Raw genomic sequence first — 12,216 nt, forward strand, 5'->3', positions numbered from 1 at the left:
TTTGCCTTGGGCCGACGCCTCTTTGCGCGATATCGGGGGCGACCTGCCCGGCAGCTCAATCTCGCCACCCGACTGAAGTCATGCACCCCCAGCCGCTGCACGCGCAAAGCCTTGGCGGATGTTCGCCTTTCGTGCTAATGCTCCGAAAAGCAATAAATCTGACGAGGGCAGAGATGATACGGGTGATCGGCATAGATCCGGGGCTGCGCAACCTTGGCTGGGGCGTGATCGATGTGGCGGGCAGCCGAATCGCCCATGTCGCCAATGGCATCTGCCAGTCCGAGGGCGAAGACCTCGCGGCGCGGCTGCTGTCGCTGCATGGGCAGCTGACGCGGGTGCTCGCCAGCTACCGCCCCGGCGCGGCGGCGGTGGAACAGACTTTCGTGAACAAGGACGGGGCCGGCACGCTGAAGCTGGGCCAGGCGCGGGGCATCGCGATGCTGGTGCCGGCGCAATTTGGCATCGCGGTGGGGGAATACGCGCCCAATAAGGTCAAGAAGACCGTGGTCGGCGTCGGCCATGCCGACAAGGGACAGGTGGCACATATGGTGCGGATGCAGATGCCGGGGATCGAGATCGCGGGGCCGGATGCGGCGGATGCTTTGGCCATCGCGATCTGCCACGCGCATCACGGCGGGGCCAGCACGCTGGCACAGGCGGTGGCGAGGGCGCGGGCATGATTGGCAAGATTTCCGGCCGCATCGACTACCGCGCCGCCGATCACCTGCTGATCGATGTGCGCGGCGTGGGGTACCTCGTCTATGTCTCCGACCGCACCATGGCGGCGCTGCCGGGCGTGGGCGAGGTCGTGGCGCTCTATACCGATCTGGTGGTGCGCGAAGATCTGATGCAGCTGTTTGGCTTTCAGACGCTGGTGGAGAAGGAATGGCACCGGCTGCTGACCTCGGTGCAGGGGGTGGGGGCCAAGGCGTCACTGGCGATCCTTGGCACCTTGGGGCCGGATGGGGTCAGCCGTGCCATTGCCTTGGGCGACTGGAACGCGGTGAAGGCGGCGAAAGGCGTCGGCCCCAAGATCGCGCAGCGCGTGGTGCTGGACCTCAAGGACAAGGCGCCGGGCGTCATGGCGATGACCGGCACGGTGGCCGATGCTCTGGGCGAAGCGCAGGCCGCTGCCGACGAGAGCGTGATCGAAGCCGCCGCCCCGCGCCCTGCACCGAAACCCGCAGCCCCCAATGCCTCGGCGCAATCCGAGGCGCTTTCGGCGCTTGGCAACTTGGGCTACGCGCCGGGCGATGCGGCAGGAGCGGTGGCGCAGGCAGCGGGCGAGACGCCGGAGGCGGACACCAAGGTGCTCATCCGCGCGGCGCTGAAATTGCTGGCGCCGAAGGGGTGACCCGGCACGACAGATGCTGCGTGAACCTTCCGCTGGAAGAACCACACAGCCTACGGCATAACGAGGCCCTATGAGTGACATTGACCCCACCGTGCGGCCCGAGCCGATGCCCGAAGACTTTGACCGCGCCCTGCGGCCTCAGATGCTGTCGGAGTTCGTTGGCCAGGCCGAGGCGCGGGCCAACCTTGCGGTCTTCATCCAATCGGCCCGCCAGCGCGGCGAGGCGATGGACCACACGCTGTTTCACGGGCCGCCGGGCTTGGGCAAGACCACGCTGGCGCAGATCATGGCGCGGGAGTTGGGCGTGGGCTTTCGCATGACCTCTGGCCCGGTGTTGGCCAAGGCCGGCGATCTGGCGGCGATCCTGACCAATCTCGAAGCCCGCGATGTGCTGTTCATCGACGAGATTCACCGTCTGAACCCGGCGGTGGAAGAGGTGCTCTACCCCGCGCTTGAGGATTTCGAGCTGGACCTCGTGATCGGCGAAGGCCCCGCCGCGCGCACCGTGCGGATCGAGTTGCAGCCCTTCACGCTGGTCGGGGCCACCACCCGCATGGGGCTGCTGACGACGCCACTGCGCGACCGTTTCGGCATCCCGACACGGCTGCAATTCTACACCGAGGATGAGCTTTACATCATCGTGGACCGCAATGCCCGCAAACTCGGCGCCCCTGCCGACGAAGGCGGCGCGCGCGAGATTGCCAAACGCGCCCGCGGCACGCCGCGCATTGCCGGGCGGCTGTTGCGCCGGGTAGTGGATTTCGCGGTGGTCGAGGGCGATGGTCGGGTGACGCGGGAACTGGCCGATATGGCGCTGACGCGGCTCGGGGTCGATCATCTGGGCCTTGACGGGGCCGACCGGCGCTACCTGCGGCTGATGGCGGAGAATTACCAAGGCGGCCCGGTGGGGATCGAAACCCTGTCGGCGGCGCTGTCGGAAAGCCGCGATGCGCTGGAGGAGGTGATCGAGCCCTTCCTGTTGCAGCAGGGGCTGATCCAGCGTACCCCGCGCGGCAGAATGTTGGCGGCCAAGGCGTGGAGCCATCTCGGCATGGCCGCGCCAAAGGGGCAAAGCGACCTTTTCGGCTGACGCCCCCGGAGCGAAGGGAACACAGATGACGATGACCGCAGAGCAGATCGAGACCCTTTTCACCCGCCGCGACGGGCAGTTCGCCTTTGCCCGCTGGGGCCGCCCCATCGCGCCGGTGGTCTTTGGGGTCGAGGACGCGGCCCTGCCGGTGGTCAAAGGCGCGCTGGAGGCGGTGGCGAAGCTTGCCGGGCATGAGATGGCCGAGACCGATCCCGAGCTGGGCAGCAACCTGATGATGTTCTTCTTTGCCGATTGGGCAGAGCTGCTCGACGTGCCGGGGATGGAGGGTCTGGTGCCGGACCTCGCGGCGCAGGTCGAACGCTTGCAGGCGGCAGGGGCGAACCAATACCGCTTCTTCCGCTTCGACGAAAACGGCGCGATCAAGGCGGCATTCGTGTTCCTGCGCATGGACGAGAGCCTGCGCGATATGTCGGCGCAGGTCTTGGCGCTGAGCCAGGCGGTGCAGATCATCCTGCTCTGGTCCGAAGACGCCTTTCATGAGCAATCGCCCTTGGCGCTGGCCGAAGAGGCGCTGGTGCTGCGCCCCGAGGTGGCCGACGTGATCCGCGCCGCCTATGATCCGGTGATGCCCGGCGCCGCCAATGATGCCAGCCATGCGCTGCGCCTTGCCGCGCGGGTGCAGGTGGCATCATGAGCCATGTCTTTCCCGTCCGCATCTTCTATGAGGACACCGACATGGCGGGCATCGTCTATTACGCCAACTACCTGCGCTATATCGAACGGGCGCGGTCGGATATCGTCGAGCAGATCGGCCTCGACCAGCGCGCCATGCGCGAGGACGGGCTGGTCTTTGCCGTGACGCGGGTGGAGGCGGATTACATCGGGGCGGCGCGCTTTGGCGACCGGCTGGAGGTGCAGACCACCCATCAGGCCGAAGGGCCGGTGCGTTGGGTGTTCGATCAAGACGTGCTGCGCGATGGCAAGGTGATCTTTCGCGCCAAAGTGACCGCCGTTTGCATGACAACAGCCGGAAAACCCACCCGTTTGCCAGCGAAACTTCGCCTGTCAGACAGTGATCCCGCGGGCTGATACCATAATTCTGGCAATCCCGGTTGCAACCCGTTAGCTTTGCCCCAAATTGAGGCCGGAAAAATACGGCCCAAGAGGCAGATTGCCCCGTAAGGGGTGGCAGGAAAAGAGCATAGGCAAATGGAAGCAGAGACGCTGGCATTGGCACAGGGGATTGATTTCTCCCTGTGGGGGCTGTTCGCGAAGGCGACACTGACGGTTAAACTGGTGATGATCATGCTGATCGCGGTCTCCTTTTGGTCGTGGTCGATCATCATTCAGAAAACCATCCAATACCGCAAAGCCCGCGCTGAGGCGGCGCAGTTCGATCAGGCGTTTTGGTCGGGCGAGCCGCTGGACGGGCTGTTCGACACCATTGGCGCCGATCCCGACGGGCCGTCGGAGAAAATCTTTGCCGCCGGCATGTCGGAATGGCGCCGCTCGCACCGCGAGGATGGCGCGATGATCCCCGGCGCCACCGCGCGGATCGACCGTTCGATGGATGTGGCGATTTCCAAGGAAGCCGAGCGTCTGCAGAAAGGTCTGCCGGTGCTGGCCACCGTGGGCTCCACCGCGCCATTCGTGGGCCTTTTCGGCACCGTCTTCGGCATTATGAACTCTTTCATCGAGATCGCCGCCCAGCAGAACACCAATCTTGCCGTCGTGGCCCCCGGTATTGCCGAGGCGCTTCTGGCCACCGGCATCGGCCTGCTGGCCGCGATCCCCGCGGTTATCTTCTACAACAAGCTGAGCGCCGACAGTGACCGCATCCTCGGCAATTACGAAGCCTTCTCGGATGAGTTCGCCACCATCCTTAGCCGCCAGTTGGACAGTTAAGCCATGGGCGCAGGTGTCATCAAGAAACAGGGCGGACGGGGGCGCAGACGCGGTCGCAGCCAACCGATGGCCGAGATCAACGTCACGCCTTTTGTCGACGTAATGCTGGTGCTGCTGATTATCTTCATGGTCGCGGCCCCGCTCTTGACCGTGGGCGTGCCGGTGGAACTGCCGAAAACCGCCGCCAGCGCGCTGCCCGCCGACCAGGAAGAGCCGCTGACCGTCACCGTCACCGCTCAGGGCGCGGTGCAGATCCAAACCACCGACACGCCGCGCAGCCAGCTGGTGACCAAGCTGCGGGCGATTGCCTCAGAGCGGGCCAGCGACCGGGTCTTCCTGCGCGCGGATGGCAATGTGCCTTATGCGCAGGTCATGGAAGTGATGGGCGCGCTCAACGCAGGCGGCTTTTCCAACATCGGTCTGGTGACTGACATCGGCGGCCCGGCGTTGGACGGCAGCGACACGTCGGGTGGCTGAGCGGTGCATACCGGGCATTACATATCAGGTGCCGGGCATCTGGGTCTTATCGGTTGGCTGTTGTTTGGCAATATCTTCACCTCCGAGCCGGACCCGGTCGAGATGACCGAGGTCTCGGTGATCTCTGCCGCGGAATATGACGCGCTGGTGGCAGGGCCGCAGGCGCCCGATTCCACCGTCGAAGTCGCCCAGCCCGCGCCGCCAGAGGTGACCGAGGAGGCCCCCGATGTCACGGCGGAGCCCGACACGGCCATTGAGCAGTCCGACCCGGTACAGACCGAGATCCCGCCCGAGGACGCGCCGCCAGAGGTGACCGAGCTGGAACTGCCGCCGCAGACCGAGGTCGACGACACCGCCCCCGAAATGCCCGAGCCGATTGGCGATACCGCCGTTCTGGTGCCTGAAATCGCGCCCGAAGCCACCCCCCGCGAAGCCCCGCGTGTGGCGCCGGAGCCTGTGGAACAGCCCGACCCCGAGGTCCGCCCCGATCTCGACGAACAGCCCGCCGTGACCCCCGATGCCGAGGCCGAGGCGGAAACCGAGGTGGAAGAGCCGCAAGAGGCGCAGACGCCGGAGGACAGCACCACCGAGATCGTGACCGAGGCCGACAAGGCCCCGGCGGCCTCCGCACGTCCGCCGGGCCGCCGCCCGCCGCCCCCGCCGCCGGTCGAGGTGGCCGAGGCGCCGGAGGAACCTGCGGAGGCCCCCGCGCCAGAGCCCGAACCTGCGCCGGAGCCCGACCCGACCCCGGAGCCAGAGCCGGAGCCGGAACCCGCCGAGACGCCAAGCTCGACCGAAGACGCCATCGCGGACGCTTTGAGCGAAGTGCTCGGCCAGCCGGAGGCCGAGGCCCCGGTGCCGAGCGGCCCGCCGCTGTCCTCGGGCGAACGCGAGTCGCTGCGCGTGGCGGTGTCGGCCTGTTGGAACATCGGCGCGCTCTCGACAGAGGCGGCGCGGACCACCGTGATCGTGGGATTGCAGATGAATCAGGACGGCACACCTGTTGCCAGTTCGATCCGGCTGCTGAGTTCCAGTGGCGGCAGCGATGCCGCCGCCCGCCAAGCCTTTGAAGCCGCCAAACGCGCGGTGATCCGCTGCGGCAGCCGGGGCTACGACCTGCCGCAGGAAAAATACAGCCAATGGCAAGACATCGAGATGACATTCGACCCAATGAGGAGCCGATAACATGCTGACGAGACTTCTGGGACTGCTGGCGCTGAGCGCCGCCGCCGTATTCACGCTGGCCCCCGATCCGGCCCGTGCCGAACCGCTGCGCATCGTGATCGACGATCCGACGATCGAGCCCTTGCCCTTTGCCGTGCCCAGCTTTCAGCCCGAAAGCGGCGAGGCGGGGCAGCTTGCGACCGACATCGCCCGCGTTGTCTCTGACGATCTGACCGGCACCGGCCTGTTTCGCGAGATCCCGGCCAGCGCCTATATCTCCACCGTCAGCGATTTCAACGCGCCGGTGGAATACGCCGATTGGAAGGCGATCAACGCGCAGGCGCTGATCACCGGGGCGGTCAATGTCAGCGGCAACAGCGTGAATGTGAAATTCCGCGTCTATGACGTGTTTTCGGGCGAGGAATTGCTCGACGCGAACGGGCAGGGCGGGTTGCAGTTTTCCGGCACCACCGAGGGCTGGCGGCGCATGGCGCATAAGGTGGCCGATGCGGTCTATAGCCGGATCACCGGTGAGGGCGGCTATTTCGACAGCCGCGTGGTCTATGTCTCTGAAACCGGGCCCAAGGACGACCGTCAGAAACGACTGGCGATCATGGATTACGACGGGGCCAACCTGAAATATCTGACCGAATCCGGCTCCATCGTGCTGGCCCCGCGTTTCTCGCCCGATGGCCAGCGGGTGCTCTACACCAGCTATGAAAGCGGCTTCCCGCGGATCTATGTGCTCGACATCGGCTCGGTGCAGCGCCGCGCCTTGGAGAGTGCCGCAGGCAGCATGGCCTTCGCCCCGCGCTTCTCGCCCAGCGGTCAGACCGTGGTCTATTCGCTGAGCAATGGCGGCAATACCGACATCTATTCGATGGACATCAACTCCGGCCAATCGGTGCGGCTGACCCAAACACCCGCGATTGAGACGGCGCCCAGCTTCTCGCCCGATGGCAGCCAGATCGTCTTTGAAAGTGACCGTTCGGGCAGCCCGCAGCTTTATATCATGCCCGCAACCGGCGGTGAGGCGACGCGGATTTCCTTTGGCGAAGGGCGTTACGGCACGCCTGTCTGGTCGCCGCGCGGGGATCTGGTGGCCTTTACCAAACAGAACAAGGGCCGCTTTCACATTGGAGTGATGCGCACGGATGGCTCCGAGGAACGGCTGCTCACCGCTTCCTTCCTTGACGAAGGCCCGACATGGGCGCCCAATGGCCGGGTCATCATGTTCGCGCGTGAGACCCAAGGTGCCGGCGGCTCATCCTCGCTCTATTCGGTCGATATCTCGGGGCGTAACCTGAAACCGGTGCGCACGCCCGAGGGCGGGTCCGATCCGTCCTGGTCGCCCCTGCAGAACTAAGCCGATGTAAATTCCCCCGCAGGCGCGGGCAATTCCCATGGCCCCGCGCCTGTGCTAACACCAGCAAGAATAACGCCACCACAGAGAGGGCAGACCCCATGAAACGCATTCTGACGAGCACGCTTTTGATTTCCGCGCTGGCCGTGTCGGCCTGTACCAACCCGGACCGTTTCGGTGCCGATGGCATGGGCGGGGCCGGTGCGGGCGCGGGTGCCAATGCCGGTATCGTGCCGGGCAGCGCGAATGACCCCACCTCCACCGCCTATTTCCAGCAGGCCGTGGGCGACCGGGTGCTCTTTCTCATTGACCAGTCGACCCTGACCGACACCGGGCGCGCCACGCTGGACGGGCAGGTGGCCTGGCTGCAATCCAACCCGCATTATCAGGCCGTGATCGAAGGCCATGCGGATGAGCAGGGCACGCGCGAATATAACATCGCGCTTGGCGGCCGTCGGGCCAATGCGGTGCGCGAATATATGATCTCCAAAGGCATCGCGGCCTCGCGGTTGAAAACCATCAGCTACGGCAAGGAACGCCCGATCGAGATCTGCTCGGAAGAGGCCTGCTATGCCAAGAACCGCCGCGCCGTGACCGTGCTCGCCGGTGGTGGGCTGACCAGCTAACCCGCGCCACGCGATGACCAAGTGAAGGAGGCCAATGTGCTGAAGCGATATATCTTCGTCGCGGTGATCGGGCTGATGACCGCCCCCGCCGCGCTCATGGCGCAGGACAATGGGGAGACGCTGGCCGATATTCGCCAGCAGCTCACCATTCTGAACGTCGAAGTGCAAAAGCTGCGCCGCGAGCTGTCGACCACCGGCGGGGCCTCTGTCGAAACCGGGGGCAATTCGGTGCTGGAACGGGTCAGCACGATGGAAAGCGAATTGCAGCGCCTGACCTCCAAGACCGAGGAGATGGAAAACCGGATCAACCGGGTGGTGGCGGATGGCACCAACCGGATCGGCGATCTGGAATACCGTTTGGTTGAGCTTGAGGGCGGCGATCTGGGCGCGCTTGGCGAGACCTCGACCCTCGGCGGCGGGGCGGCACCTGCTGTCGCGGCACCGGGAACCGACACGGGCCGCGAGGTGGTTCCGCTCACCCCCGGCGATGGGGCGGCCCCGTCCAACGGCATTGTCACCCCCTTCAACGAGGCAGAGCTGGCGGTCAGCGAGAAGGCCGATTTCGAGCGGGCGCAGGAGGCGCTCGCCTCCGGTGACTTTCGCAGCGCCGCCGATCTCTTTGCGACCTTCAATCAGACCTATCCCGGCGGCCCGCTAGCCGCCGAAGCGGAGCTGCGCCGCGGCGAGGCGCTGACGGGCTTAGGCGACAACCGCGAAGCCGCCCGCGCCTTTCTCGCCGCCTTCAGCACCGATCCCGAAGGGCCGGTCGCGCCGCAGTCGCTGTTTGAACTGGGCCGGTCGCTGGGCAGTTTGGAGCAGACGCAAGAAGCCTGTGTGACCCTGTCCGAAGTCGCCGTGCGCTTTCCCGATGCGCCGCAGGTCAGCCAAGCCGAAGCGCAGCGCCAGACGCTGGGCTGTTCATAAGCCACCGTGACCAAAGCCGCCGCCCCGGCCAGCGCAGGTCTGGCTGAAAAGCTGATGGCGGGGCTTGGGGGGGCGCTGCCCCCGTGCCTCGGTGTTGCCGTATCGGGCGGAGGCGATTCGATGGCCTTGCTGTCATTGCTGCACCGGCTTTGCGCTTCGGCCGGGACCGATCTGGAGGTCGCCACCGTCGATCACGGCCTGCGGCCCGAGGCGGCGGCAGAGGCGGCGTTCGTTGCCCGCCATGCCGCAGCCCTTGGTCTGCCCCATGAGACCCTGCGCTGGCGGGGCTGGGACGGGCAGGGCAACCTCCAGAACGAAGCGCGGCAAGCGCGCTACCGGCTGATTGCGGAGTGGGCCGGGCGGCGGGATTTGCCTTTCGTGGCGCTTGGCCATACCGCTGATGATCAGGCCGAAACCGTGCTGATGCGGCTGGCGCGACGTGCGGGGGTGGATGGGCTGTCGGCCATGGCGCCGCGCAGCAGGCGGCATGGGATCACATGGCTGCGCCCACTGCTCTCTCTGCGCCGCGAGGCACTGCGCGATTACCTGCGAGAAACGGGTGTGGAATGGGTCGATGACCCCAGCAACGACGATCTCCACTACGCCCGTATTCAGGCCCGCCAAACCCTCGCCCAGCTCGAACCGCTTGGCCTTGATGCCGAGGCCCTGGTCGAAGTCGCGCGCAATATGGCCAGCGCCCGCGCCGCGCTTGACCATCAGACCGACCGCGCCGCGAGCGAGTTTCTGCGCATCGAGGCCGGGGCCGTGGTGGCCGAGGCCGAGGGTTTTTTCGCGGCCCCAGAAGAAATTCGCCGCCGTTTGATCCTGCGCGCTCTAGGCTGGATCAGCGGCCGCCCCTATGCGCCCCGCCGCGCCCCCGTTGCCGCCCTGATCGCCCGTTTGGCAGAGGGGCAGGCGGCGACCTTGGATGGCTGTCAGGCGCTTTTACGGCGCGGGGAAATCTGGATTTTCCGCGAATATAACGCCGTAGCTGCGCATGTTGTGCCAGCGGATCACATTTGGGACAGCCGTTGGCGTGCGACCTCTGATGCCGCCACGCCCGCAGGTGCTGAACTGCGCGCCCTCGGCCCGCAGGGGCTGGCCCAATGCCCCGAATGGCGCGACACCGGCCGCCCGCGCGCCATGCTGCTGTCGACCCCGGCGCTCTGGCAGGGCGACCGGCTGCTCGCAGCGCCCCTTGCCGGGCTAGACGAGAAATGGCATGTGCAGCTTGAACGCGATGCGGCGTGGTTCAAAACCGCGCCATTATCGCATTGAACATGAGCGCATCATGTCTATCTTAGTATGGTGGTTGCCTCAACGGGCGCCCCTTGGGCCGCAGGACTTGCCTGCGGCTATGTGAATTTAGGAGAATTTCCTTGGGAAATGTTCGTAACCTCGCCTTCTGGGTCGTCCTGATGCTGCTGGTGCTCGCGCTGTTTAACCTGTTCAGCGGGTCCAGCGGGTCGCTGCAAAATAACGAGGTCAGCTATTCCGAGTTTGTCGCCTCTGTGCAGGATGGCGATGTGCGCAATGTGACACTTGATGGCGAGCAGGTGCGGTTCCGTGCGGCGGATGGGTCTGATTACCTGACGATCAAGCCTGAGGATGCCGAGCTGACGCAGCTGCTGATCAACAATGATATCCCGGTAAAGGCCCGCCCGCAGGAGCAATCCGGCTTCCAGACCTTCCTGATGTCGCTGCTGCCCATCGCGCTGCTGATCGGTGTCTGGATCTATTTCATGAACCGGATGCAGGGCGGCGGCAAAGGCGGTGCCATGGGCTTTGGCAAATCCAAGGCCAAGATGCTGACCGAGAAACAGGGCCGCGTGACCTTTGACGACGTGGCGGGCATCGACGAGGCCAAGGAGGAACTTGAAGAGATCGTCGAATTCCTGCGCAACCCGCAGAAGTTCTCGCGTCTCGGCGGCAAGATTCCCAAAGGCGCGCTGCTGGTGGGCCCTCCGGGTACCGGTAAGACGCTGCTGGCCCGCGCCATTGCCGGGGAGGCGGGCGTGCCGTTCTTTACCATTTCCGGCTCCGACTTTGTCGAGATGTTCGTGGGTGTCGGTGCCAGCCGGGTGCGCGACATGTTCGAACAGGCCAAGAAAAACGCCCCCTGTATCGTCTTTATCGACGAGATCGACGCCGTGGGCCGTCACCGGGGTGCCGGCTATGGCGGCGGCAATGACGAGCGTGAGCAGACCTTGAACCAGCTGCTGGTCGAGATGGACGGTTTTGAGAGCAACGAAGGTGTCATCATCCTCGCCGCGACCAACCGCCGCGACGTGCTTGACCCTGCGCTGCTGCGTCCGGGCCGCTTTGACCGTCAGGTCACCGTGCCCAACCCCGACATCAAAGGCCGCGAGAAGATCCTTTCGGTCCACGCCCGCAAGACCCCGCTGGGGCCGGATGTTGACCTGCGCATCATTGCGCGCGGCACGCCGGGCTTCTCGGGGGCGGATCTGGCGAACCTCGTGAATGAGGCCGCTTTGATGGCCGCCCGTGTGGGCCGCCGCTTTGTCACCATGGTCGACTTTGAGCAGGCCAAGGACAAGGTGATGATGGGGCCAGAGCGCCGCTCGATGGTGATGACCGCCGAGCAGAAGGAAATGACTGCCTATCACGAAGCCGGTCACGCGCTGGTCGGCATGACGCTGCCGAAATGCGATCCGGTCTATAAGGCCACGATCATCCCGCGCGGCGGGGCGCTTGGCATGGTGATGAGCCTGCCTGAGATCGACCGCCTGAACATGTTCAAGGACGAATGCCACCAGCGCCTAGCCATGGCCATGGCGGGCAAGGCGGCGGAAATCCACAAATATGGTCCCGATTCCGTGTCCAACGGCCCGGCGGGCGACATTCAGCAAGCCTCCGCGCTGGCGCGGGCGATGGTGCTGCAATGGGGCATGTCCGACAAGGTCGGCAATATCGACTATTCCGAGGCTGCGCAGGGTTATCAGGGCAACACGGCAGGCTTCTCGGTCTCTGCCAATACCAAGGAACTGGTGGAAAAAGAGGTCCAGAAATTCATTCAGGACGGCTATGACCACGCGCTGAAGATCATCACCGAGAAAGAGGTGGAGTTCGAGCGTCTGGCGCAGGGTCTGCTGGAATATGAAACGCTGACCGGGGATGAGATCAAACGGGTGATGGACGGTCTGCCGCCCAGCGAAGACCCGAACGACGACAACTCCGACGCGGGCAGCGCGCCCAGCGTCACCGCGATCCCCAAGGCGAAGGGCAAGAAAACCCCGCCGAAGGATGGCGGGATGGAGCCTGAGCCTTCGGTCTGATCCGATCCTTCAAGACACATAAGAAAGACCCCGCTTCGGCGGGGTCTTTTCGTTTC

Annotated in this window: 13 protein-coding genes; all 13 read left to right on the forward strand. The window is 65.3% G+C overall.

Going from position 1 to position 12,216, the window contains the following annotated elements:
- Positions 1–173: 173 nt before the first annotated feature.
- Positions 174–680 (forward strand): crossover junction endodeoxyribonuclease RuvC, encoded by a 507-nt coding sequence (gene ruvC / locus AB4M76_RS17500; RefSeq protein WP_368443291.1) that lies wholly within the window; start codon positions 174–176, stop codon positions 678–680.
- Positions 677–1,354, forward strand: coding sequence for a Holliday junction branch migration protein RuvA (gene ruvA / locus AB4M76_RS17505; protein WP_368443293.1), 678 nt, complete (start codon positions 677–679; stop codon positions 1,352–1,354). Before ruvC ends, ruvA begins: the two co-directional genes overlap by 4 nt.
- 70 nt (positions 1,355–1,424) lie before the next feature.
- Entirely contained in the window at positions 1,425–2,444 is a 1,020-nt protein-coding gene (gene ruvB / locus AB4M76_RS17510; protein ID WP_368443294.1) for a Holliday junction branch migration DNA helicase RuvB, read from the forward strand.
- 31 nt (positions 2,445–2,475) lie between these two features.
- A complete protein-coding gene (locus AB4M76_RS17515; RefSeq protein ID WP_368443553.1) occupies positions 2,476–3,099 on the forward strand; it encodes a hypothetical protein in 624 nt (207 codons plus the stop codon).
- Positions 3,096–3,494, forward strand: coding sequence for a YbgC/FadM family acyl-CoA thioesterase (locus AB4M76_RS17520; protein WP_368443296.1), 399 nt, complete (start codon positions 3,096–3,098; stop codon positions 3,492–3,494). The genes AB4M76_RS17515 and AB4M76_RS17520 overlap by 4 nt, the downstream gene beginning before the upstream one ends.
- Positions 3,495–3,614: 120 nt before the next feature.
- A complete protein-coding gene (gene tolQ, locus AB4M76_RS17525; protein ID WP_368443298.1) occupies positions 3,615–4,310 on the forward strand; it encodes a protein TolQ in 696 nt (231 codons plus the stop codon).
- A 3-nt stretch (positions 4,311–4,313) separates the two neighbouring features.
- Complete coding sequence (tolR, locus tag AB4M76_RS17530) at positions 4,314–4,787, forward strand: protein TolR (RefSeq protein WP_368443300.1); 474 nt, start codon at positions 4,314–4,316, stop codon at positions 4,785–4,787.
- Positions 4,788–4,790: 3 nt separating this feature from the next.
- Complete coding sequence (locus AB4M76_RS17535) at positions 4,791–5,972, forward strand: energy transducer TonB (protein WP_368443302.1); 1,182 nt, start codon at positions 4,791–4,793, stop codon at positions 5,970–5,972.
- A 1-nt stretch (position 5,973) separates the two neighbouring features.
- Complete coding sequence (gene tolB / locus AB4M76_RS17540; protein WP_368443304.1) at positions 5,974–7,317, forward strand: Tol-Pal system beta propeller repeat protein TolB; 1,344 nt, start codon at positions 5,974–5,976, stop codon at positions 7,315–7,317.
- A gap of 98 nt (positions 7,318–7,415) precedes the next feature.
- Entirely contained in the window at positions 7,416–7,940 is a 525-nt protein-coding gene (gene pal / locus AB4M76_RS17545; protein ID WP_368443306.1) for a peptidoglycan-associated lipoprotein Pal, read from the forward strand.
- Between the two features lie 75 nt (positions 7,941–8,015).
- Positions 8,016–8,864, forward strand: a complete 849-nt coding sequence (gene ybgF / locus AB4M76_RS17550) for a tol-pal system protein YbgF (protein WP_368443555.1) — start codon at positions 8,016–8,018, stop codon at positions 8,862–8,864.
- A gap of 6 nt (positions 8,865–8,870) precedes the next feature.
- The gene (gene tilS / locus AB4M76_RS17555; RefSeq protein WP_368443308.1) at positions 8,871–10,142 is read left to right on the forward strand and encodes a tRNA lysidine(34) synthetase TilS; all 1,272 of its coding nucleotides are present in this window, start codon (positions 8,871–8,873) and stop codon (positions 10,140–10,142) included.
- A gap of 101 nt (positions 10,143–10,243) precedes the next feature.
- A complete protein-coding gene (gene ftsH, locus AB4M76_RS17560; RefSeq protein ID WP_368443310.1) occupies positions 10,244–12,160 on the forward strand; it encodes an ATP-dependent zinc metalloprotease FtsH in 1,917 nt (638 codons plus the stop codon).
- The last annotated feature ends 56 nt before the right edge of the window (positions 12,161–12,216 follow it).

Origin of the sequence: Sulfitobacter sp. PS-8MA (assembly GCF_040933935.1) — a bacterium.
GTDB lineage: Bacteria > Pseudomonadota > Alphaproteobacteria > Rhodobacterales > Rhodobacteraceae > Sulfitobacter.

Bases quoted from the DNA above. Each gene is read 5' to 3' on its own strand.
- tolR (WP_368443300.1), top strand. From the start codon at position 4,314: ATGGGCGCAGGTGTCATCAAGAAACAGGGCGGACGGGGGCGCAGACGC.
- tolB (WP_368443304.1), top strand. From the start codon at position 5,974: ATGCTGACGAGACTTCTGGGACTGCTGGCGCTGAGCGCCGCCGCCGTA.
- AB4M76_RS17520 (WP_368443296.1), top strand. From the start codon at position 3,096: ATGAGCCATGTCTTTCCCGTCCGCATCTTCTATGAGGACACCGACATG.
- ruvA (WP_368443293.1), top strand. From the start codon at position 677: ATGATTGGCAAGATTTCCGGCCGCATCGACTACCGCGCCGCCGATCAC.
- ybgF (WP_368443555.1), top strand. From the start codon at position 8,016: ATGACCGCCCCCGCCGCGCTCATGGCGCAGGACAATGGGGAGACGCTG.
- ruvC (WP_368443291.1), top strand. From the start codon at position 174: ATGATACGGGTGATCGGCATAGATCCGGGGCTGCGCAACCTTGGCTGG.
- AB4M76_RS17515 (WP_368443553.1), top strand. From the start codon at position 2,476: ATGACCGCAGAGCAGATCGAGACCCTTTTCACCCGCCGCGACGGGCAG.
- tolQ (WP_368443298.1), top strand. From the start codon at position 3,615: ATGGAAGCAGAGACGCTGGCATTGGCACAGGGGATTGATTTCTCCCTG.
- ruvB (WP_368443294.1), top strand. From the start codon at position 1,425: ATGAGTGACATTGACCCCACCGTGCGGCCCGAGCCGATGCCCGAAGAC.
- pal (WP_368443306.1), top strand. From the start codon at position 7,416: ATGAAACGCATTCTGACGAGCACGCTTTTGATTTCCGCGCTGGCCGTG.